The organism is Kribbella yunnanensis (genome assembly GCF_039529655.1).
In the GTDB taxonomy this organism is placed as follows: domain Bacteria; phylum Actinomycetota; class Actinomycetes; order Propionibacteriales; family Kribbellaceae; genus Kribbella; species Kribbella yunnanensis.
In genome coordinates this window covers 163,634-186,156 of record NZ_BAAANF010000023.1, presented here as the reverse complement: position 1 = coordinate 186,156, position 22,523 = coordinate 163,634, and the positions used below count along the sequence as shown (strand labels likewise).

Sequence of the window (22,523 nt, the reverse complement as noted above, 5' to 3'; positions counted from 1 at the left end):
CGGCTGAGCTCCAGCGGAATTCCGTGGCAGGGGCCGCTGCTCAACGTAGTTGCCGGCCCTCAGGACTGACCGCATCCAGCGCACGGAGAGCGAAGGCGACCAGCCGGTCCAGGTTGTCACGCCCGGCCGGAGCTTGCCGCAACGGTCAGGCGTCAGAAGACGCCCACTCTGAGAACCGCTCCGCACCTCGCGCCTTGGTGGACCCGTGACCTCGCAGGCCCACCTGGGCGTCCCGCCGCAGCCGCGGGCGGTAGTCCGAGTTGTTCGACTGCCGCCGCACAAAGGACGAGTCAAGTCGGTCAGAGTTTGCCGACTGCGCGGCTCATCGTCTTCGGCGCGATCCGCAGCATGATGGGAAGCAGCTTGGACAGGCCCGGCAGCGCCATCGGCCTGCGCGACTTCAACGCTTTGAGAGTTGCTGCCGCTACTTCGGAGGCGGGCAACTTCTTGCCGGTCTTACCCGCGTTCATCGGGGTGTCCGTCAGGGGCGGAACGACTTCGAGTACGTGGGTACCACCCGGTGCGAACTGCCGGCGCAAACCCTCCGCGAAACTGTGCAGCCCCGCCTTCGTCGCACCGTAGCTCGGCGCCCGTGTCGGCGACACGAGAGCGAAGCCCGCAGTCACGAACACGATGGCGCCAAGGTCCGGCCAGCGGCGCAGCGTCTCGCCGGTCAAGTGGATGGGCGCAGTCAGATTCACGGCGACCTCCTCATCGAGGCCGAGCGTCGCACCGACATCCGAAGCGAAGTTGCGATCGACCAGGGTCCCTGCATTGTTGACCAGGACATCCAGCCGGCCGAAGCGCTCAGCAACAGCTTGCAACATCGAGGTTCTGTCGGCCGAAACCGTGATGTCGGCCTGGATAGCAAGCGTCCCCGGGTGTTCCTTCGCGAAGCGATCAAGAGCCGGTTGCGACCGGCCACAGACAGCCACCGCTGCCCCCTCGAGCAGGAATGCCTCCGCGAGACTCAGACCGATACCGGAGGTACCGCCGGTGATAAGGACAACGCGTGGTGAACTGATGATCGTGCTCCTGGTTTCGATCGGATACCTGATATAGATTTGTTAGCTACTTTAAATGGGTGATCGAAGCCGCGAAAGAAGGCACTTCTGTGGAACTTGGTAACCTCAGCGAAACCACGGACTGCCAACGCGTTGCCGACACTTTGGCTCTGGCCGGCGGCAAATGGTCGGTGCTGATCCTCATGCAACTGGAGATCAGCACGCACCGCTTCGGCGAACTGAAACGCCAGATCAGCGGAATCTCACCCAAGATGCTGGCAACGACCCTCCGCTCCCTCGAGCGAGAGGGCTACATCTCGCGCACCGTTCACCCGACTCAGCCGCCCAGCGTCGAGTACGCCCTCACACCTCTCGGCCGCGAGATGGCCGAGCCGGTCCGAGCCCTAGGTAACTGGGTGCTCGCCAACCTCCCCCGCATCGAGGACGCCCGCCACCGCTTCGACGCCCGCCCTGGAGCCTGAACCCCAGCCGCGACAGTTCCGGCTCCGCACCCTGCGCGTGGTCGTCATGCCGGTGCTTCAGACGCCTCACGGCCGGTCACACGACGCCGGTCCGTCCTGTCTTCGTTGACGAGGAGCACCTGGAGACCCCAGCACCCGTCGCGCGATGAGTTTCTGGTTCCGCCCGGATCTAACAGGTGTCAGGAACTCACATTCGACAGAGGGAACCAGCATGGCTGACAACAACGCCAATGTCGTCCGATACCGAACGAAGCTGGGGCAGGCCGAGGAGAACCGGCGGAAGGTGGAGGCTCTCTTCGCGCAGCTCGCTGCGGAGCGGCCGGACGGGCTGAGCTACCAGGCCTACGCACTGCCGGACGGGCAGTTCGTCCACATCTCGCAGGGCAACACCGAGCTGCTGCAGGCGCTGAGCTCGTTCAAGGAGTTCGCGCAAGCGGGTCTGATGGATGGCTCTCCGGAGGTCACTCCCTCGACAATGATCGGGGTCTACCCGTGATCGAGGTCGACCTCGATCGGTTTCGGCCGGCGCTGCTTCGGCACTGCTACCGGATGCTCGGCTCGGTGCACGACGCCGAGGACGCCGTACAGGAGAGTTATCTGCGGGCATGGCGGTCGCTGGACCAGTTCGACGGCCGAGCCTCGCTGCAGACCTGGCTGTATCGGATCGCTACCAACGTGTGCCTGAGATCGCTGGAGACAGCGGGTCGCAGGCCGCTCCCCTCGGGGCTGGGTGGGCCCAGCCCTGAGCCTGAGCCGGGTCTGCCGCTCGACGTGGCTTGGCTTGAGCCATTGCCGACCGATCCGGCGCTGATTGTCGAAGAGCGCGACTCAGTGCGTTTGGCGCTCGTCGCCGCTCTGCAGATCCTGCCGCCTCGACAGCGGGCGGTACTCATCCTTCGGGATGTGCTGCATTGGCGGGCCGCCGAGGTGGCTTCGGCGCTTGATACGTCGACGGCAGCAGTCAACAGCCTCCTGCAACGAGCCCGAACGCTGCTGACTGCGGCCGGCTTGAGCGATGCCGATGTGAACTACGCACTCGATGACGACCAGCAGAGGCTGATCGATCGCTACGTGACGGCGTTCGAGACCGCGGACATCGACGACCTCGTACTCACGCTCACGGAGGAAGCGGCGTGGGAGATGCCGCCCAACCCGATGTGGTTCGTCGGCCGCATTGCGATCGGTCAGTTCCTCAGGACGAAGGCCGTCGGAAACAGAACGTCGGTCCGGCTCGAAGCCAACGGCCAGCCGGCGGTTGCTGTCTACAACGAAGACGGCGCGGCCCACTCGCTGCACGTTCTGACCGTGACACCGCAGGGAATCAGACGCGTGGTCGTTTTCCTGGACACCGCGGTCTTCGAGCTCTTCGGGCTCCCCCAACTCACTGAACGGACGATGGATGACTACAGCTAGCCGCCGCGGGCTCCTCGCCGGCGCGGGAGCCGTCGCAGCTGGCGCGTTGCTCAGCGGTACGACGGCCGCCGAGGCGACACCTGTTTACACGCCGATAAGGGCGTGGTGCTCGTCGACGCGCCACCGAGTATCGGTGTGAACCTGCAGCGGGCGATCGATCTTGTCACCAAGATCCGCGAGCGGCCGAACAAGGTGACCCACCTGATCTATTCACACTCGCACGCGGACCACATCGGCGCAGCCTCCTTGTTCGAACGCGACGTCGTACGGATCGGTCATGCCGAGTGCCGCAGGCTGTTGCTGCGGGCTGTTGCTGCGGGCAAACGACCCCAACCGCCCGGCACCGACCGTGACGTTCAAGCACCATTACACGGTCGAGGTCGGCAGTCAGCGGATCGTGCTGGGCTACCAGTGCGACACACTCGTTGCCGGATACATCGGCCGGCTGGGCACGCGTGCCGACGTCAGGCTACAAGTTGCCTACTACCACGACGCCACCTCGGCCGCGATCGCAGCACCGGTGACCAAGGAGTATCTCGGGAAGCTCGCCGCCGCCGACGTCTACACCTTCGACAATGCCTTCGCCGCCTTCGAGTTCGCCGTCCGGGTAGACGGCGGCCGGCTCGGCCCGTTCGGCATCAACCGCACCTGAGCTTCAGGAGGTCACGAATATGAGTCAGTCCCTGGAATCGCAGACCGGCCTCGACGAGCCGGTCACTCTGATCAAGCACTACACAGTTCCCGCCGACGAGGCCGAGCAGTTCATCACGGCATACCAGGAGAACGCCCGGATCATGTCCACCCAGCCCGGCTTCCTGCGCTCCCGCCTGCATCAGCCGCTCGCCGACCTCCCCGAGACGCGGTTCTTCCACATCGCCGAATGGAACTCAGGCGCGGAACTGGACAAGGCCACCGCCAACCCCGAGTGGCTGGCTGCCGTGAAGCGCCTGTTCAACGACAGCGGGCTCCACATCACCTCGGATCCCGCGGCGTACCGCGTCGTCGTCGAACTGAACCCGTCCTGACAAAGGAGCTTGCTGTGCCGGCTGTACTCATTCACGGCGTCCCCGACACGCACCGGCTGTGGGGCGACGTACGCCGCCATCTATCCCGAACGGACGTCGAGGCCTGGGACCTGCCAGGCTTCGGCGCCCCGCTCCCTGAGGGTTTCAGCTCCACCAAGGAGGAGTACGTCGACTGGCTGATCCAGCGCCTGGATCAATTCGGCGAGCCGGTCGATCTCGTCGGTCACGACTGGGGCTGCATCCTCACCGCCCGAGTCGCCGCTCTCCGCCCCGATCTCGTCAAGACCTGGGCCGGAAGCAACGGACCGGTCAGTGCGACCTACCAGTGGCATCCCCTCGCCGAGATCTGGCAGAGCCCAGCCGGCGACCGCTTCATGGCCGAGTCGAACTCCACAAGCTGGGCTGAACTGATCGCCGGCTTCGACATTCCGGTCGCTCTGGCCGCAGCCACAGCCAGCCACATCGACGAGCACATGAAGGACTGCATCCTCAATCTGTACCGCTCCGCGGTCACCGTCGGTGCCGAATGGGAGCCTGACCTCGCAAACGTGAAAGCGCCAAGCCTGGTCGTCTGGGGAGCGCTCGATCCGGCCTGTCAGGTCGAGTTCGGTCACCGCCTCGGCGATTCGATGCACGCCGTCGACATCATCGAACTCAACTGCAACCACTGGACCATCCTGCAAAAGCCGGCCGAAGTGGCCGCGATCCTGGAGGCGCATTGGGGCCAGCGGTAGACGGCGATTGAGCCAGATGCCACCGCGCCTGGGCCAATTTAACCGGGGTTTGCGAACCCCTCAGGGAACCTTAACGTGGAGTGACGGTGCAGTCTCGGAACGTGGCAGTCCCGGATTCCCCGCCAGGCCCAGGAGGATCGCCCATGTCCCACACCGCACGCTGCGCAGATTCAGCCTCGACCCGATGCAAGTGCGAATGCGACGGGAGTCTTCACGGCGTCTCGCCCGGTCCGATCTACCGCACTCTGTACGACGCCTACGCCCGCGACACCGCCCCTGATCACGCCGTCCTGCGCGCGGTCGACGAGACCGCGGTTGAGGTTCTCACCGAACTGATGCGACGGGCCCCAGATGACTTGGAACAGGTCCGGGGCATCGTCGAGGAAGCCCTGACCGGGCAGGCGTGGCTCCTGTTGTGGGACGGCGGCAAGCCGAGCAAGAAACTGAACCGCCGCCACTGGCTCTGCGCAATTCTGGCCGACCTAGCCGATGCGGTGGACGAGCTGATCGACTTCCCCGGCATGATCAGCGACGCCGGCTACAAGACTGCGACAGCCAAGGGTTGGGGTCCGCTTCGCAGTCGAGCAGCGGCGAGGATCATCGAAGCCGTCTTCAAAGTGACCTTTACCTCTGCCTTGGAGCCGATCGCCACACTGCCGCTCAAGATCCGGTTGGTAGCCCTCATGTTCTGCCCCGGCTTGGCGAAGCATTCAGAGTTGGAACAGGGCTTCGCACACGACCTCCGCGACGCACTCGGCGACGCCTGATTCGAGGAGCAGACTGATGCGACTCCCCCTCGTTGCAGAGTTGTTGCTGGCCTTGGTACTGCTGCCTACGGCCATGAGCATCGGAGGACTGGTGTGGGCCGCCCCCTTGCTCGACCGGTTTCACCAACGCCGGATGCGCGGCCAGGACTCGGTCCACAACTGGCTATGCCACGCCGTACCCGCAGCTCTCACGTTTGTTCTGGTCGGCGGATCGATCATCCTGTCCGGACTTGCGATCACGATGCCGAACAAGGAACTCGGTGTCGCGCCGGCCGTCGCACTGACCGCAGGGGTCGCGTTCCTGGCCGTCGCCTTCCTGCACGGCACCAAGCCGACGTACCAACGGGCTGAGGCAACCTGGGCGTGCGACACGGGCCTGAAAGAGATCGACAAGATCGTCGGCGTCCAGGAGATCGTCAGGTACCGGCGCTGGCGGTGGATTGCCATCACGTGCCTGGCCAACGGGATCCAGGCTGACCTGATGTACCTGGTGGTCCAGGGGCCCGATCTGCGTCGCCTGGAGGCGGCCGGGGTCATCGTGATCGTCGGCGCCGGCATGGCCTGGCTCGGTCTGCGCCTCGTCGCCTTGGCCCACCCCGCCGGTGAGTTCCTCGAGATTCTCGCCGCCGCACTCAACGCAAACGCCAACCACCCGGCCGGTCCGGGAGACGGTTTCATCGATCTCAATAAGCTCCGTGATCATCAGCTGGGGACTGGCGGCGCCGAACTCATGGCTGCGCTCCCGGCGCTCCAAAGGGCGCTGAACTCCATCTTGTCGAGATACCCGGCGCTGCCCGAGGACGAGGTTCGCGCCGCCGCCACTCCCCTGTTCGAGGACCTTCGGAGCATGGCGACTGCTAGGCAGACGATGGCACCTGCCGATGCCAGGCGCGCCGTACGCCTGGTCATCCTCGGCGAACTACCCACCCTGGCAGTCGCGTCAGCGGTCAGACCGCTTGGCGACGGACCGGGCTGGAACCGCACACCAAGCGTCTTTCCCGGCGAGATCGGCCATTGGCTCCCCTACACCGCGACAAGAATCGGCCGCATCGTCGCGGCGATCATCACCGTCGTCGGCATCGTAGGCGGACTCCTTGCAGCCACCCTCTAATGAACCGCCTTCCGCGGGCCGAAAGATGAGGGATTCTTCAGATCGATCGTTCTATCTCACATATTCGAGACAAGCGCTTCCACCAGTTGTAGAGTGATCGCTACATACACGCTCGATTGCTGAAGCGAGGCAGGTCCTTGGGTATGAGTAACCAGGTCATTCGCAGCGTCATGGCCGCCGCCCTCACGGTTGCCGGCACCATCACCGCCTCTGACGCCGCTGTCGCGGCGCCCTTGGCGGCATCCGGGCGGACCAGCGACACGGTCATGACCGGCAAGTCGCTCGGTAGGCTCGGCAGCCTGACGGATCTCATCGTCGAGCGGCTTCGTGTCAGCGACGACGTGGCTGCTTCCAAATTCGGGACGGACAGGCCGATCGACGACCCGGTCCGCGAGCAGCAGGTACTCGACGGCGTACGCAAGCAGGCAGCCGATCTCGGACTGGACCCCGACGCCGTCGCCGCGTTCTTTCAGGATCAGATCACCGCCAGCAAAATCGTTCAGCGCGGCTTGTTCGCCCGCTGGACAGCTCATCCTGACGAGGCGCCCACGACCCGGCCGGATCTCGCCCAGATCCGCGCTCGCCTGGACCAGCTGACGACAGCCCTGTTACAGCAACTCGACACTACCGAGGACCTCCGCGCCAAGCCACGCCGATGCACCGCCGAACTGGCCTTCGCCGTCGACTCAACCGTCGTACTGCAGCGGCTCGATCCCTTGCACCGCAGGGCTCTACGGACAGCTGCGAAGTCGGTGTGCGCCCGATGGACACGGTAGCGCGGCAGCTCACTCCGCTACCTCCGGCGACACTCTATTGAAAGGACGGATCTAGAAATGTCAAACACAGGACGAGTCGCACTCATCACCGGGGCGACCAGTGGAATCGGTCGCGCGACAGCGATCGAACTGGCCAGCCACGGCGACTTCGTCATCGTGAGCGGACGCGACAAACAGCGGGCAGAGGAAACCTGCGATGCCATTCGCGACGTCGGCGGAGAGTGCGCCGTAGTACTCGCCGATCTGACGGATGTTGCGTCGACCGAAGACCTCGCGAGGGGCGCACTGGCGGCGGGGAACGGTCGCGTCGACATCATCGTCAACAACGCCGGCGGCGCGCTCTTCGACGACGGCAACCAATTCAAACTGACCGCGGCGGTCTCGCCGGCCGAGTACGAGCGAGTCTTCGCCCTGAACGCTCGCGCTCCCTTTCAACTGACCGCCGCACTGGCACCAACAATGGTGGAGCACGGCGGCGGTTCGATCATCAACATCCTCGCGCTCTCCGCGGACCTTGGCGTTCCTGGTGTGAGCGTCTTCGGCGGAGCCAAGGCGGCGGTCGCATCCTTCACCCGGACCTGGGCTGTCGAATTCGCACCCGCCGTACGGGTGAACGCGATCGACCTCGGGGCCATCGACACCCCGATCCACGCCAACAACCAGGAAATGCTCGCCTCCCTCACACCGACCATTCCGGCACAACGACTCGGCCGCTCCGAGGAAGTCGCCTCGGTCGTCGCCTTCCTGGCCTCCGACGCGGCGTCCTACGTCAGCGGAGTAGTGCTCCCGGTGGACGGCGGCCGACTGATCACCTTCTGAAACCTCGTTCACCCTTGAAGAGGCGGCCGCCCCCGCCGTACCTCCCGACCACCCATAGCTGAAACGGCAGCGACAGATGGTTCGGAACGCTTGCCTCAGGCAAGCGCGTCGCCGGCAATCCGTTCTCCTCGGCGAACGCCCGCCACGCGGTGCCGCGGTCGACAGAACCGGACCCGCCTGAGTTGCTGGAGCAGCACGCGAATCGGTACCGGCTGTGGCGCACCCGCAACTCGCCTCCCCCGCTCCGCTTGATGATCATGCTGGATGTTTCACCAGCATCACTGACCTACCGAGACATCTCCAGGCAGACGCTCCGTGATCTATATTGCGTGCGCACGCAATATAGATTACTCTGGAGGCATCTCAAGAAAGGTAGGAATCATGACCATCACGACCCCCAGCACGACAGCCGAACTTCGGATCGATCGCGCCGCGGAGGTGACCACCGCCATCGAGTGGTTCGCGTCCGGAACCTCCAGCGACAGCGGCGCGACAAGTCCGGCGGATGACGCTCCCGCTCGGCCTTCCCAGCAGGTCATCGATGCCGTCGAGGCGTATCTGAAGGAGACGCTCTCCACTCAGCCGGGATTCGTAGCCGGCATGCTCCTGTCAGGCCTGCAAGGAGAGCTGGCCGTGTACAGCCACTGGGCCACCGCAGAGCGACCCGTGCATTTCCCCTCCGCATGGTCGGTCGCACTCGCCGTCGGGGAACTCACGCGCAGGGACGGCCGTACGTTCGAGGTCGACTTCTCGGCCCCACTCGCATCGAGCGCGGCATCACTGTTCTCCACCCCGCACGCACACTTCGGTCTGTTCGCCGTAAAGCCGGACAACCAGGAGCGGATGCTGGAGCTCGCCCGCCACAACGCGCCGAACTCGATCGGCACACCTGGGCTCACCGCGATCAACTTCCACCGGAGCCTCGATGGCGAGCGTGTCGTGAACCTCGGACTGTGGACCGGCTTCTCCGGCTTCGACAACCTGCACACACGTGCCGGGTTCAACACCGGAGCGAAGTACTGGGAGGGCGTCGCCAAGTTCCGCTCACACTTCTACGATGTCGCCGCCATCGTAACGGCGTGACCAGCAGGAGATGACGCACCTGCCATCATGGTGCCGCTGGTAGACGCGGTCGGAACAGCAGCACCCAACCTTCAGGAGAACTCGATGCCTTCCCGGTCTCAGGAACCGCTCGATGCAGAAGACCTGCTGCTGTGGCGTTCCCTGGGCAGGCTGGTGCAGCGACTGCCCAGGGCTCTCGACAATGCAATGCTCAGGACGTCCGGGCTGACGATGACCGAGTTCTCCGTCCTCGAGGCTCTTGCCGACGCGGACGACCACGCAATGCGGGTCACCGACCTCGCCCGTGAGGTGGGCCTCTCCCACAGCCGGGTGAGCCGAGTCATTGATGACTTGGCAGCTCGCGGTTGGTGCGGGCGAAGCAGGGATGCGCAGGACGGCAGAGCTGCACTTGCTCTCCTGACCGAAGCAGGCGAGGCTGAGGCCAAGAAAGCAGGCGAACATCACCTGCGCCTGGCCCGTGAGCGAGTACTCGCCCATGTTCGCCCCGAAGACCGCGCAGTACTGATCGCAGCCCTATCCGCCATTGCCGACAGCAACGAAACCTGAGGCCTACAGGGTCGACGAGGTTCGCCTCACTGGGAGGCCTTGTGGCTGCGGACCGGCGTACTGAGGCCGCACACCGGGACCGATGTCTGCTTGTGCTCGATCAAACCAGCTATCGCCGAGTGTGATCCGAATACCGTCCAGGCCTATGCAGGTCGCGGGCTGCTCATCTTCCTCGGCTGCGATGATGCTCTTCCCGGTGTTGCCACGAACACTCTCACCATCACCTGGCAGAGCCTGGGACACGGCCGCCCGTACGAGCTCGCCTTGCGCCTGAACGACCTCCTCCGGGATCTGACGCAGGAGGACCAACTCGTCCAACGCGTCCACGACTGCCTCCGGCACGCTGATGTACACATCGATCAATGGAAGATATGTCGTCAGTCGACCATCATCAGTGCGATCTCGCTCCGTACCACTGGTCAGCGCAACGACCGGCCGGTAGTACGCGACCAGCAATGCCTCGACGCTGATATCCGGAGCGTCGTCGTACGGCCACGCCGGATCTTCCAAACAGGCCTCCCAGCGGCCCTTGCGACCGAAGTACGCCATCGATGCAACAGCAAGGCCTGATGTCGCCCCCAGGACAGTCGGCATGAGGCTCGCTTGGCGCTTGGCCGTCGTCAATGCCTTCGCATCTCGGCCGCCGCTACGCCCCTTAGCCTCCACCGCGACCGTGTACGCCATGGTCCGGAGGTCGACTCCAATCAGGTCCGGCCGCGACACGTTGGCCACGTAGCCTTTCAGCGCGAGCGCCGCGTCGACGTGCATCAGATGCGGCAGATTGAGCAACAGCTCGCAAGTGATCTTGGCCTGCGTCATACCCAGGAAGTAGCTAACGGCACCCTTTTCACTCGGGTCGAGCCGACTGTAGGCATTGGTCTTGTGCCAATAGCCGTCCCGCTCCTCAAGGCTGGACAGCACCATGGCTGCTCGCCACAGAAGCTCAATACCTGTCCGCGGAACCCCTCCCAGCGCCAGCGGGGTCGCGCCAACCGTGACCGCGCTATGTACTAATCGGGCCGGGCTGACGACGACCGTCCCCTTACCGGGAGGCGCGGGGCTGACGAAATTCTTGGTCGCGAACGGAAGCTTGGCCACCGCGCAATCTTGCCACCCCAGCCGGGCGATCCACAGATTCGACGCCCGTGCAGCGCACTAGGCGCGAATGGCAGAACGTCGTCCGCTGGTGCCGCTTGAAAAAGATGATCGCCCAGGCGTTGAGCCCCGTCGGCTCGGCGATATGGGAGGTACTCGGTGGCGTATACGAAGGATCAGTGGACTCGGGCGGTTACGCAGGCGGACGGCAAGGTCACCCGGGAGCGGAACGATAAGCGGTGGGGGCGGGGGAAGCGGTGGTTGGGGATTTGGCTCGATCCGAATGGGGCGGAGCGGTCGAAGGCGTTCGCGACGAAGACGGAGGCGTTGCGATTCGCGTCGGGGAAGGAAACCGATCGGGATCGCGGCGACTATCTGGATCCGAATGCCGGAAAGGTTCGGCTCGAGGAGATCTGGGCGCGGTGGATCAGGTCGCGCTCGATCGACCCTGCGAGTGAAATCCAGTACGAGTCCAAGTGGCGGCTCCACGTGTCGCCACACTTCGGGAAGCGAATGGTCAAGAGCATCCTGCCGTCGGAGATTGCGGTATGGCTGACCGAGCTGATGGGGACTTACGGGCCCTCGACGGCTCGGAGTGCGTTTCTGGTGCTGAACGGGTGTCTTGAGCTGGCCGTCGCTGATGAGCTGATCAAGCGGAACCCAGGGCAGACGAAGGTCGTGAAGAAGCCGCCTCGGCGGTTCGCACAGGTGATTGCGTGGGCGGACGAGACGGTTGAGCAGGTCATTGAGGCGCATCCGGAGGAGTACAGGCTGATACCCACCATTGGGTCGGCCGCGGGGCTGCGGCAGGGAGAGCTGTTCGGCGTTGCGCTCGAGGACCTGGACTTCGCCGAAGGCGTCATCAGAGTCCGGCGCCAGATCAAGCGGCTCGGGCAGACCTGGATCTACGCGCTGCCAAAGAACGACAAGGAGCGCATCGTGCCGATGCCGCCGAAGCTGGCCGAGTTGGCCAAGGAGCACATCGCCACCTTCGGTACGACGAACATCACGCTTCCGTGGGAACGAGTCGACGGTGAACTACGGACGTATGAGCTCCTCTTCACGTGGGGTGACGACAGGGCTATGCGAGCTGATCTCTACAACCTCGTCATCTGGAAACCGGCCATCGCTGCCGCAGGTGTCATTCCACCACCGGTGAAAGACAAGCGCGGCCGCAAGCGCTACGTGTCCGACTACACCGCCGGCATGCACGCTCTACGCCACTACTTCGCCAGCATCACCCTCGCGGATGGAGTCAACATCAAAGAGCTCTCCGAGTACCTCGGTCACTACGATCCGGGTTTCACCCTGCAGATGTACACACATATGCTGCCGTCGTCCCACGACCGGGCTCGTCAGGCCGTGAATCGGCGGCTCGAACGGCTCGGTCTGCGGCTAACGGAGCAGCGGCGAAGCAGGCCAGAAATCGGCCCCGGATACGAGGACCCGGACACCGGCCCGGGGCTAGTCTGATGTTCGGCAGACGGTTCCGGCGAGGATTCGTGCAGCGTTCGTCATGCCGCGTTCGTTCGGGTGGTACGGATACGCTGGTGCTGCCGGCGTCGCGCCTTCCAGCCACCGCCGCACCGGTTCCGCACATAGGCCGTGGGCGGCGCTCGGCCCGCGCAGATCGACGTACGACGCGTTGTGCGTCCAGGCCTGGACGGCGAGCATACGCATGAGACGATCCATCGTGGTCTGGACGTAATTCGCATCCACTGGGCTGAACGGGTCGTCGGGGTAGCAGCCGCCCGGCTGCCAGTAAGTGAGGTAGCCCGTCACGATCACGCGGGCGCGGGGTGAGCGGCGGTGGATCTCCTCCAGCGCAGTCGCCACCTTGACAGCGGTTGCCCGAATCCGAACGGCGAACTGGTCAACACCGTTGACCGTGTACTTCTCCTGGCAGCTCTGCTCACTCGCCGGCAGACATGTCACCCACACACCGCCAAGCACCAGGTCGTTCGCTCCGATCGCCAGCGTGACAAGGTCGGTGTTGGCTCGCAGCGCTTCGTACTGCGGTGGAACGACTCCTGCTTGTCTGCCAGCGAGGTCGTTAGTTGTTGCTCCCGAGCAGGTGACGTCGGTCAACTGCGCGCCGAGCAGCGTCGCCAACTGGTGCGGCCAATTCCGGCTCGATCGCAGACACACCGGGTCGGTCTCCTCCGGAATCCCCGGTCCCGCCGCGGACGAGTCGCCGAGGGCGACGTACCGAATGGCCGGAGTGGCTGTGGCAGTCACAGGAATGACGAGGGCTCCGACAAGGGCGAGGGCCAGGACGTCCCTCGCTCCCTTCCACCCCCTCATGAGGCCGCCTCAGTCAGGGTGACTGTGGTGGGCTGTTCGCGGCGGATGATCGTCGCGAGGACGGCCACCAGGCCCACGCCAATGCAGGAGGCGGCAGCGAGGACGTAGTACGGAGTAATGAGACTGCCGGTGGCACTCTCGATCAGGCCGTAGATATAGGGACCGGCGAACCCACCAGCAATACCGACCATGTTGATGAAGGCGAGGCCGGCCGCAGCGACGAGGCCCGACATCCGCGACATGGCGATCGACCAGAACAGGGGCAGTGTGCCGAGCTGGAAGAAGGTGCTGATGTAGATCAGTGCCACACTCCAGACCGGGTCGCGCGAGGCGATGAAGCCAATCAGGGTCAGCAGCCCACCGACCGCGCACAACCCGATCAGCAGAACCTCCCGCCCATACTTCTTCTTCAGCCACGGGAACAACAGGATCCCGGCCAGCGCCGCGAACCCGCCGCCACCGGCGACAAGGCCGATCGCGAACGAGTCCTGCAGCCCGAGCGATTTCAGGAAGGCCGGGAAGTTGAAGCCGATCCCACCGCCGATGGTCTGGTTGATGAAGTAGATCGATGCCAGGACAACGGTCACCGGGCTGGTGAAGGCGAGTCGCAGCTTCCCGCGGATCCGCTCCGGACCGGAGACTGCACCCGCGCGCTCGGACAGTACGGCGGCCTCCTCGGCGGTCAGCCATTTCGCCTCGGCGGGCCTACCCGGCAGCAGAAACCAGACGAGGACGCCGACCGCGATGGTGATCAGGCCCTCGATCAGGAACATCCACTGCCATCCATGCAGCCCACCGATCCCGTGCAGTTCCATCAGCGCACCACCCAGCGGGTTGCCGATGATCATCGCGATTGCCGGGGCGAGGTAGATGAGGCCAACCACCTGGACCCGGTGCTGCTGCGCGAACCAGAGTGTGACCATGTACATCATCGCCGGGAACAGCCCGGCTTCCGCAGCCCCGAGCAGCACCCGCAGCAGATAGAACGACCACTCGTTGCTGACGAACATCATCGCCGCCGAGACTGCGCCCCAGGTGATCGCGATCCGGGTAATCCACAGCCGCGCGCCGACGCGGTACATGATCAGGTTGCTCGGCACCTCAAGCAAGGCGTAGCTCAGGAAGAACAGCCCGGCTCCGAGCCCGTAGGCCGCCACGCTGATCCCGACATCGGCCGCCAGCGCGGTCTTGGCCAGGGCGATGTTCGTCCGGTCGACGTACGACATGAAGTAAGCGATGCCGAGCACCGGAAGTAACCGGATCATCGTCTTCTTCGTAGCCAGCGCGTGCAACAGATCCTGCGAGTCGGGCATGGCGGCCTCACCTGATGTTGTGATCTGTACCACTACATACTACTGAGTATCACGTTAAGAGACCTGTCCGGTAGTGTCAACGGTCCACAGCAGGAGGAGATGAGCGTGAGCGCGAGCCCCGGTGAGGTGCCACAGGCACGGGAGCGGATCCTCGACGCGGCTGCCGAGGCGTTCATGGCGGACGGATTCGTCGCCGCCACGATCGACGACGTTGCCCGCCTGGTAGGCGCGACGAAGGGCCTCGTCTACTACCACTTCCGGTCGAAGTTCGACCTGTTGCTCGCTGTCTACGAGGAGGCGATGCGCCGGACTCGTGTGGCAGTCGAGCCGCTCGCGACCAGCGATGCCGACGGCCGCACCAGGCTGACCGCGATGGCTGTCGCCCACGAGCAGAATCTGATGGAACACCTGGCGTACCACCAGGTCGTGCACCAGGTCGTCCGCGGCGAGATGTCACTCTCCCTCAAGTCGCGCCAGCGCGACGCCCTGCTCGCCGCCAACCAACTCCGAGCCGACCACGAGCACCTGTTCCGTCGCGTGGTCGAGGAAGGCATCGCCGACGGCTCGCTCCGCGCGATGGATGCTGCCCTGGCGACCCGCACGCTGCTCAGCAGTCTCAACTCCGTCGACACCTGGTTCCGCCCCCGCCCCGGCCAATCAGTCGACGACCTCCACACCCTCGCCACCCAGATCGTTGACCTGCTCATCGGTGGGTTCGCCGCGCAGCAGTAGTGGGTGGGCCTGTCCGAACGCGGTGCTACCGCTGGCCGGAACTCAGTCACAAGGGGCGGTGCCGGGACCCGTCGAAGGGATCCCGGCATTGCTACAGCGCTACTGCTGAGCCGTTCCGCTGGTGCCATGATTCCTCTACTGGCACCTCGATGCTGAAGTCAGCCGAGGCGGGCGATTCCGCCGAACTCGATCCACTCCATGGTCTCTTGCTGGGCAACGGCCTCGCCGTCGGGTCGCCAGGTCGAAACCTCGACAAGTCCCGGCTCGAGGATGTCCATTCCCTCGAACCACTCGGCCACGTCCTTCTCCTGACGGACTCGGCCCCAGTGGCCCTGGGTGGCCTGGTCCATGAAGCCGGTGACGAAGTCGCGGACCTCGGGGTCCTCGCTGACCAGCTGGCACATCACCAGATAGCTGCCCGGAACGAGCCGTTCGGTAACTCGGCGGACCACGGCCTGCGGACCGTCGGTCTCGCTGTCCGGGATGCAGTGGAAAACCGAGTTGAACAGCACCGCGACGGGCTGGGAGAAGTCGATCAGGCGCTGGGTTTCGGGATGGGAGAAGATGGTCTCTGTGTCACGCATATCGTTCTCGATGACCGTCGTGCGGTGGTCTTGGACCAGCAGCGCCCGGCCGTGCGAGCTGACCACCGGGTCGTTGTCGATATAGACGACATGTGAATCCTTGGCGACCTGCTGGGCGACCTGGTGCACGTTGTCCTGGGTCGGCAGCCCGGATCCGTGATCCACGAACTGCCTGATCCCGTGCTCCTCGGCCAGCACCCGCACCGCCCGCTGCAGAAATCGCCGGTTGTTGATGGCCAGCGCACGGGTACTCGGGACGACCTTGTCCAACTCCTCCACGGCCGCCCGGTCGGATGCGAAGTTGTCCTTGCCGCCGAGATAGTAGTCATACATGCGCGCCGCACTCGGGACGGACATGTTGACCTTCATCTCGGGTTCGTCGCCAGGCTGCAAAATGTTTCCCAAGGTCCGAGCCAAACGTCGAGCGGACACCCGACCGAAGACACCTTACTGGCCACAAGGATGATCCGCCGCTCGGCTTCACGCGCGCCGGATCCTTGATGTCGCAGCAAATACCGCTCGAGGTCGCGGGCGAAGAGAAGCCAGCACAACAGATGCCCGCTGCCGGGCATCTGACGCGAATGTGCGGGTACTAAGGTCCGTCGGCTGCGGATCTTGCAGCGCGGAGCTGATCGCCGGCGCGGTCGATCAGGGTCGTCGCGATGCGCCGGGCGAGGACTGCGGTCGCCGATGCATCCGAGCGCTCCTTTATGAGTTGGCCATTCCTTTCGTGACTAGGGCAGGTCGGCTGTGTATTCGATGCCGAGGACGACGTCAGTGGCCTTCGCCAGGTCTGTCCCGGCGAATCCTGCTTTGGTCAGGGAGACCGTGAACGCTTGTGTCGCGGACGCGCCGACGAGGGCGTTGAGTGGCTGGGCCGGTTGGCCGTTGGCGAGTGCGCCGGCGTTCGACAGCGCCACCCCGGATGCGAGCGGGACAGTGGTCGCGTTGTCTTCAGCTGCGGTCACCTCGAGCGAGCCGATGCCGTCGCCTGGACCGGCAAGAACGACAAACGCGTTCGTTACCTGCCGGTTCGCTTCGGCGCTGGGAAGTCCGACCTGGCTGAGGTCGAACGTCAGCGTCACTGTGCTGATCTCCGGATCGCGGAGGGCGGCCATGGCGTCTGGCGCGTGCTTGGCCGCCGAGACGACCACATATTTCTGTACGGCGGTGGGCGGCTTGGACTCGTCGTACAGCGGTGGTGAGTAGTGCGCCCTGGCCTCCATTGTCAGCAGTACGTCGGCGAGGTCCGCCAGACCGTGGGGATTCGCGCCGGCCGGTAGCTCGAGCACCCAGCTCGTGTTGACTCCGCTGCCTTCAAAGAGCCCTAGCGTCTCGTCCGCTGCCGGTGTCGCCACCCAGCCATCCGCACTCGGAGCGCCGAGTGGGAGTGCGTCCTCGAAGCGAAGCGACAGATGCGACGATCCGTCTGCGCGCGTCACGCTGGACAAGCCGGTGTTGCGGACCAGACCGCGGTACGGATCGATGCCCTGCAGGTTCTGCGGACGCACGCGAACGGATTCGATCCGGTGTGCGTACGTGCCTGGGTGTGCGACTCTCGCCAGTGCGTCGCTGGTGTGGAACTCGCACTTGCCTGTCGCCTTCAGCTGGGCGAACTGGATCGGGAAGTCGAAGGCCAGCGACCAGGTCTGCCGGACCGGCAGGGCCTGACGCAGTCCGTCCAGACGGACGGCCTCGAGTTCGGCGAGGTCGGCGCGAAGCTGGCCGGCACCGGTGATGCCCTGGAACTTCACCGGCACGTAGTCGAGGCGAACCACATCGAGCGGTCGATCCTGCTCGTAGGCCAGCGCCCGCTCGGCAAGCCAGGCGAAACGCCCACCGAGGAACAGATACCGACGCAGGGTCCGCCGCGTGAGCCTGGCCAGCTCGGTCCAGAAGTCGACGTTGAGGAAGCGCAACTGGGCGAACTGGATCAGGTCGAGAGCCAAAACGGCGTCGGCCGAGGCGATCTGCTGCTGCAGGTTGGCGATGGTCACCTGGCGTTGCCGTGCCGCGACCTGTGCCTGGGCGAGCGGCAGTGCGTTGTCCTCCAATGCGTCGATCTGCTTGTCCAGGCTCGCCAGGTGATCGTTGACGCTGTTCAGGCTGGTGATCCCGGCGTACACGAAGACGGCGTAGCCGGCCATCATCCCGCCGCCGGCAGCGAGTGCCTCCGAGCCGGCGAGGCTCGAGGCTCCGGCAGAAGCGCCGGGCGAGGACGCAAGCCCTTGTACGGCGTCCTTCATCCCGCCGAGGAAGTCGACGAACTGGTCGAAGAAGCCCGAGTCGTCCGCGAGTTCGGCTTTCTTCTTCTTGATCTCCGCCTGGACGGCGGTGACCTGGCGCTGGGCGAGGCCGACCTCGAACTTGGCGATCTCCGCCTGCTCGCCGGCGATCGATGCCTGTAGCTGTGCCTTGGTCAGCATGTTCGCGTGGAGCATCTGTTCGATGAGGGCGTCCTCGATCTTGCCGATGTAGACCAGCAGATCGGTCTCCGCCGACTTGGCCGCGGCAGCGAACCGGTCCGCTGCTTCCTTGAGCGTGCGATACCGCAGGTGCGGCACCAGGCTGTCATCGGCGCCGTAGTAGTTGAGGCCTGCGTCGATCTGCGCGATCCCCTTGGTCGCTTCGCCGCGCAGAACGGTCAGCGCCGGATTCTGCGTACCGTTGAAGTACAGGTTCGGAGGCTTGGCGTCCCACCGCGGACTGATCGCCGGCCCGGCCCCGGTGACGAACAAGACCGCCTTGTAGAGCTCACGCGCGCGCTGACTCAGCGCCTCCTCGCCACTGCGGTACAACGCGCCGGCCCATTCCATCAGCACCTCCCCCCGCCGCAATGCCAACCAGCGCAACTCCATCGGATGCAGAACGTGATCATGGAACCGTCGCGCAAGCGCGATGAGCTCCTGATTCTCGTCGACCAGCCCGGACGGGGGCTGCGCTGTCACATCGATCGTGTAAGGGAGCGGCCCTTTCCGATACAGGTTGCCGCTGTTGTAACTGCCGATATCCTCGGCGATCACGTCGCGGTACGGCGCGACGATACCCATCGGACCGCGACCAAGCTGCTTGGTCGCCAGTGACAGTTGGTACATCGCGCTCGCGTAGTCGCCGGTTGCGAGCGCAACGTCGGCGAAGCAGGCGGGCAACACGAAGGCACGGAGCCGTACGAGCGCAAGCCAGCGATAACCGATATTCGTGATCAACCAGTCCTGGATCTCGTCGTTGCCGTACGTGTCGGGCCAGAACCGCCCTTCCCAGCGGACCGCGTAGTCGAAGGCATCGAGGTCGGCCTCGGTGGCCATCGGACGTGCGCGGAACTGGCCGCCGAGGTTGTCGACGCGCGCCTGCATTTCCTCCCAGGCTTCGTCGTAGCTCATGTTCCAGGAGATCTTCTTCCTGAAGACGTCGATACTGCCCTGCAACGCTGCATCGGCCAGTGCCGCGGCCTCGCGATAGCTGGTGACTGCGTCGTCGTACTCGCCTTTACGGAGGTGTCCGTGTCCGTCGGCGAGCTTTTGCTCGATGTCGACAGCCTGTTGGAACCATTCCTGATCCAGCGCTGAGTTCGCAATGACGCCGGGCTGGTACTCCGGATCGACGCCGCAGGTGTAGGTGTCGGTGAGGCGGTACAGGTTTTCGGCGTAGAAGGGGCCGGTTCGGCGCAGCCATTCGTCGTAGTAGAGGAAGAACGGCGCCTGCCCGAGCAGCTTGGACTTGATGATCGGGAACGGGTCCTTGCGGGACTGGTAGCCGTCCCGGAAGAAGCTCTGGAGGGTTGCGATGTTCTGGTCGACCCGGGTCGTAGTAGCTGCGTCGGATTGCCCGAGATCAAGGCGGTAGCGGCGACCGAGCTCGGCAGCGGACACTCCGGTGAGCGAGATCAGGTCGTCGAGGTACTCGCGATCCGGCCGCGCTCCCTGCGCTTCGATGTCCGCCGACGGGATACCGAACCCGTACTGGTCGCCGACCGGCGCGGTGAGGATCTCGCGGACGATCCCGATCAGGATTGCGTTCGCCCGCCGCTGGAGCCCGTCGCTGGTCGTGAAGCTCTGATGGAACCGCGTTCGCAGCGCATCGACGTTCGCCTGCATTCCCTCGTCCGACGGGCTGGCGCCGGCGTACAACGTCCGGAGGTAGTCGCGATACGGAACGAGTGGGCTGTCTTGGTACGGCATCGGAATCGAGCCGACGCTGTCTGACAGATAGAGATGCTCGAACATCGAGACCGAGCTACCCAGGTCCCCTGTTCCGAGCAGATCGAGCTGCGTCTCCCAGTCCGCGCGATAGGCCGCCGGGTAGCTCGCGAAGAGCCCCTCGGCGCGATCGAGCGCCGTACTGACTGCCGGGTCCGGAGGTGACTCCACCAAGCGCCGGTACGCCGCCCACTCGTCCCGCGCATGCACTCCGACGAAGGTCGGCGGCGCCGCCCGGCGCGTCAGCACGCCGGTCGGATCGATCAGTGCCCGCTCGAGTTGGGACGCCATCACGTGGCGCATCGCGATCGGCCAGTCGCCGACCACCGACTCTTTCGCGGCCACCAGCACAAGGTGACCGATTGCCTCGTGCAAGCGACTGTGGCGCCGCTCCGCGAGTCGCGCCGCGAAATCGCGCCACTCCTGCGCACTCGGTCGAGCCGCCGGGACCGGGACTGCGAGGGCGAGCACCTCTGATCCCCGTACGGCGGCGATGTCGCCGGTGCGAAGCCAGATCGCACCGGCGCCATCGCGTACCTCGAGCACCAGCTCGGCATCTCGCGGAAGCGCGTCCTGGTCACCAATGAGGTGGAAGGCGCCGCCCGTACCGCTGATCGTCGTGGCAACGATCCTGGGCTCGCCGGTCCGCGACCGTATCTCCGCGGCCACGGTCAGCCCTTCGATCGGATAGCCCGTCTGATGATGTAGCAGCCGCCCACCCACGAGCAGGGCACGATCCACACTGATGATGTCCATAACGTTCTCCCCCAAGTCGTTCGATGCTGTTCAACGTGCTGCGAGGTGTTTCGGCGTTCCTAAGACCGCGAGGTCAACAAACCACCACGAGGTCGAACGGGTCGTCGATCGCAGCGTTGTTCGAGAAACGCGTGCGGACGAGGACGTTGGTGCCGTACGGGTAGGTCACGGCAGAGCCGGAGCCGAAGGTCGGACCCTCGTCGTTGACCACCGCCAGATTGGCGACCGCCGCGCAATGCCGCACGACCCGGTCGAACGTCACGTGGTACGCGCCCACCCCGGCCTTCGTGACCGACACCGCGTCACCGTCGACGAGGGTTCCATCGCCTTGGACGGTGGCGAACAGCACGGTCGCGCCGGCCGGGCCCTGGGGACCTCGCGGACCAGCTGGGCCGATGTCGCCCTTCTCGCCTTTCTGATCCCAGTCCATTCTCGATTCCGTCGGCAGACACGAGGTGCCGGCCGGGACGACGCGGAGCAGTCCGGTCGTGTTTCCCTTGCAGGCATAGATCTTGGTGTCCGGGCCGCCGATGGCCGACGCTACGGAGAGCGTGCCGGCGACCATCGCCGTACTGATGACCAAGGCGGCGACTACGCGGCCGCGCCAATTGATGCGTTCCATGGTGGTTCTCCTCCTTCTATTCGCACTCGTCCGACGTGTCGCCGGGTTGCCCGCCGCCGTCGCAGCTGTCGGTGTTCGGACCGCCGTTGAGGGCGTCGACGCCCGGTCCACCGAGCAGCGTGTCGTCGCCGCTGCGGCCGTTCAGGCTGTCCTTCCCGTCCAGTCCCTGCAGGACGTTCGGCTTGCCGTCGCCGGTGAGCAGGTCGTCGTGCTGCGAGCCGATCACGTTCTCGAAGCCGGGCACACTGTCGCTGCCGGCCCCGCCGCTCGTGGTTCCGGTGCTCAGGTTGACCACCACGCCGGTGGGAGCGGTTGAGTAGTTCACCGTGTCGACGCCGGTTCCACCATGGGCAACGTCGTTGCCCACCGGTCCCTGGTCGTCCGGAAGGATCGAGTCGTTGCCGGCGCCTCCGCTCAGCGCGTCGTTGCCGCCGCCGCCGGACATCCGGTCGTCCCCACCCAGACCGAGGATCGCGTCGACTCCCTCCGCACCCGCGAGGTAGTTGGGTCCGTTGGTTCCGGTGAGCGTGTCGGCATAGGCAGTCCCGATCGCGCCTTCGATGCTCAGGAATGTCTCGGAGCCGTCGAACGTCGATGCTTTCTGGAAACCGAGATCGACCTCGACCGCGTCCGGCTCGCCGTAGAAGCTGACGATGTCGGCGTCGGTCCCACCTTCCATGCTGTCCACGCCGCGGCCACCCGTCAGCAGGTCGGCACCACCCGCGGCCTTGAGCGTGTCGCTGCCACCGCGTCCGATCAGGTGGTTGGCGTTCCCATCGCCGATCAGCGTGTCACCGAAGTGGTCCGAGCCGTCGACAGACTCGATCCCGATCAAGGTGTCGGTGCCTTCGGTGGCGCCACCGCCGGTGTGGTTGGCCAGATTGACGCTGACCGGACCGGTGGCCGCGAAGTAGCTCGCAGCATCGCCCCACGACGTACCGGCGTGGCCGGCACCGTTCAGCGTGTCGTTGCCTGGCCCACCGGCCAGCGCGTCGCCGAAGTTCCCGCCGGTGAGGGTGTCGTCTCCGGCATCACCTGCGAGGCTCAGGTAAGTGGTGGTCGGCGCCCCCGTGCCCGCGCCGCCCTGGCCGGTCACGATGTCGTTGTCGCCACCCGCCCGAACTGCCCAGCTGTGGCCCTCGGTGTTGCTCACGGTCACGT

Annotated in this window: 22 protein-coding genes; 14 read left to right on the top strand and 8 right to left on the bottom strand. The window is 65.1% G+C overall.

Annotated elements, in window-relative coordinates; translation table 11 throughout:
• Positions 1-299 precede the first annotated feature (299 nt).
• Entirely contained in the window at positions 300-1,001 is a 702-nt protein-coding gene (locus tag ABD231_RS35260) for an SDR family NAD(P)-dependent oxidoreductase (RefSeq protein ID WP_344162687.1), read from the bottom strand.
• Positions 1,002-1,114: 113 nt separating this feature from the next.
• On the opposite strand from ABD231_RS35260, the gene ABD231_RS35255 reads away from it, so the two are divergent.
• From ABD231_RS35255 to ABD231_RS35200, 12 genes are all read left to right on the top strand, one after another.
• Positions 1,115-1,486, top strand: a complete 372-nt coding sequence (locus tag ABD231_RS35255; protein WP_344162240.1) for a winged helix-turn-helix transcriptional regulator — start codon at positions 1,115-1,117, stop codon at positions 1,484-1,486.
• Positions 1,487-1,697: 211 nt separating this feature from the next.
• The gene (locus ABD231_RS35250) at positions 1,698-1,982 is read left to right on the top strand and encodes a hypothetical protein (RefSeq protein WP_344162237.1); all 285 of its coding nucleotides are present in this window, start codon (positions 1,698-1,700) and stop codon (positions 1,980-1,982) included.
• Positions 1,979-2,899 carry a sigma-70 family RNA polymerase sigma factor gene (locus ABD231_RS35245; protein ID WP_344162234.1) on the top strand — a complete coding sequence of 307 codons (921 nt, stop codon included), beginning with the start codon at positions 1,979-1,981 and terminating at the stop codon, positions 2,897-2,899. The genes ABD231_RS35250 and ABD231_RS35245 overlap by 4 nt, the downstream gene beginning before the upstream one ends.
• A gap of 102 nt (positions 2,900-3,001) precedes the next feature.
• A complete protein-coding gene (locus ABD231_RS35240) occupies positions 3,002-3,574 on the top strand; it encodes an MBL fold metallo-hydrolase (RefSeq protein ID WP_425554237.1) in 573 nt (190 codons plus the stop codon).
• The gene (locus ABD231_RS35235; RefSeq protein WP_344162228.1) at positions 3,571-3,924 is read left to right on the top strand and encodes an antibiotic biosynthesis monooxygenase family protein; all 354 of its coding nucleotides are present in this window, start codon (positions 3,571-3,573) and stop codon (positions 3,922-3,924) included. The genes ABD231_RS35240 and ABD231_RS35235 overlap by 4 nt, the downstream gene beginning before the upstream one ends.
• A gap of 14 nt (positions 3,925-3,938) precedes the next feature.
• Positions 3,939-4,658, top strand: coding sequence for an alpha/beta fold hydrolase (locus tag ABD231_RS35230; RefSeq protein WP_344162225.1), 720 nt, complete (start codon positions 3,939-3,941; stop codon positions 4,656-4,658).
• A 143-nt stretch (positions 4,659-4,801) separates the two neighbouring features.
• On the top strand, positions 4,802-5,425 hold the full coding sequence (locus tag ABD231_RS35225) for a hypothetical protein (RefSeq protein WP_344162222.1): 624 nt from the start codon (positions 4,802-4,804) through the stop codon (positions 5,423-5,425).
• A gap of 16 nt (positions 5,426-5,441) precedes the next feature.
• A complete protein-coding gene (locus ABD231_RS35220; RefSeq protein WP_344162219.1) occupies positions 5,442-6,536 on the top strand; it encodes a hypothetical protein in 1,095 nt (364 codons plus the stop codon).
• A 143-nt stretch (positions 6,537-6,679) separates the two neighbouring features.
• Positions 6,680-7,312: a chorismate mutase gene (locus ABD231_RS35215; RefSeq protein WP_344162216.1), complete on the top strand. Its 633-nt coding sequence runs from the start codon at positions 6,680-6,682 to the stop codon at positions 7,310-7,312.
• Positions 7,313-7,369: 57 nt separating this feature from the next.
• Entirely contained in the window at positions 7,370-8,131 is a 762-nt protein-coding gene (locus ABD231_RS35210; RefSeq protein WP_344162213.1) for an SDR family NAD(P)-dependent oxidoreductase, read from the top strand.
• 381 nt (positions 8,132-8,512) lie between these two features.
• Positions 8,513-9,214, top strand: coding sequence for a hypothetical protein (locus ABD231_RS35205; protein WP_344162210.1), 702 nt, complete (start codon positions 8,513-8,515; stop codon positions 9,212-9,214).
• A gap of 27 nt (positions 9,215-9,241) precedes the next feature.
• Positions 9,242-9,760 (top strand): MarR family winged helix-turn-helix transcriptional regulator, encoded by a 519-nt coding sequence (locus tag ABD231_RS35200; RefSeq protein ID WP_344162207.1) that lies wholly within the window; start codon positions 9,242-9,244, stop codon positions 9,758-9,760.
• Positions 9,761-9,763: 3 nt separating this feature from the next.
• Here ABD231_RS35200 and ABD231_RS35195 read toward each other — a convergent pair whose 3' ends face one another.
• Entirely contained in the window at positions 9,764-10,858 is a 1,095-nt protein-coding gene (locus ABD231_RS35195) for a hypothetical protein (RefSeq protein ID WP_344162204.1), read from the bottom strand.
• A gap of 156 nt (positions 10,859-11,014) precedes the next feature.
• Here ABD231_RS35195 and ABD231_RS35190 point away from each other — a divergent pair, with 156 nt between their 5' ends.
• On the top strand, positions 11,015-12,328 hold the full coding sequence (locus tag ABD231_RS35190; protein ID WP_344162201.1) for a tyrosine-type recombinase/integrase: 1,314 nt from the start codon (positions 11,015-11,017) through the stop codon (positions 12,326-12,328).
• On the opposite strand, the gene ABD231_RS35185 is transcribed toward ABD231_RS35190, so the two are convergent.
• Complete coding sequence (locus ABD231_RS35185) at positions 12,320-13,093, bottom strand: SGNH/GDSL hydrolase family protein (protein ID WP_344162198.1); 774 nt, start codon at positions 13,091-13,093, stop codon at positions 12,320-12,322. The genes ABD231_RS35190 and ABD231_RS35185 overlap by 9 nt on opposite strands.
• A 62-nt stretch (positions 13,094-13,155) precedes the next feature.
• Entirely contained in the window at positions 13,156-14,472 is a 1,317-nt protein-coding gene (locus tag ABD231_RS35180; RefSeq protein ID WP_344162195.1) for an MFS transporter, read from the bottom strand.
• Between the two features lie 105 nt (positions 14,473-14,577).
• Here ABD231_RS35180 and ABD231_RS35175 point away from each other — a divergent pair, with 105 nt between their 5' ends.
• Positions 14,578-15,204, top strand: coding sequence for a TetR-type transcription factor C-terminal domain-containing protein (locus ABD231_RS35175; RefSeq protein ID WP_344162192.1), 627 nt, complete (start codon positions 14,578-14,580; stop codon positions 15,202-15,204).
• A 158-nt stretch (positions 15,205-15,362) separates the two neighbouring features.
• Here the strand turns inward: ABD231_RS35175 and ABD231_RS35170 are convergent, their stop codons facing one another.
• The 4 genes from ABD231_RS35170 to ABD231_RS42275 form a co-directional block, all read right to left on the bottom strand.
• The gene (locus ABD231_RS35170) at positions 15,363-16,193 is read right to left on the bottom strand and encodes an SAM-dependent methyltransferase (protein ID WP_344162189.1); all 831 of its coding nucleotides are present in this window, start codon (positions 16,191-16,193) and stop codon (positions 15,363-15,365) included.
• Between the two features lie 329 nt (positions 16,194-16,522).
• Positions 16,523-20,740, bottom strand: a complete 4,218-nt coding sequence (locus ABD231_RS35165; protein WP_344162186.1) for a Tc toxin subunit A-related protein — start codon at positions 20,738-20,740, stop codon at positions 16,523-16,525.
• Positions 20,741-20,813: 73 nt separating this feature from the next.
• Positions 20,814-21,362 carry a hypothetical protein gene (locus tag ABD231_RS35160; protein ID WP_344162182.1) on the bottom strand — a complete coding sequence of 183 codons (549 nt, stop codon included), beginning with the start codon at positions 21,360-21,362 and terminating at the stop codon, positions 20,814-20,816.
• A gap of 16 nt (positions 21,363-21,378) precedes the next feature.
• Entirely contained in the window at positions 21,379-22,458 is a 1,080-nt protein-coding gene (locus ABD231_RS42275; protein ID WP_425554240.1) for a calcium-binding protein, read from the bottom strand.
• Positions 22,459-22,523: the final 65 nt, after the last annotated feature.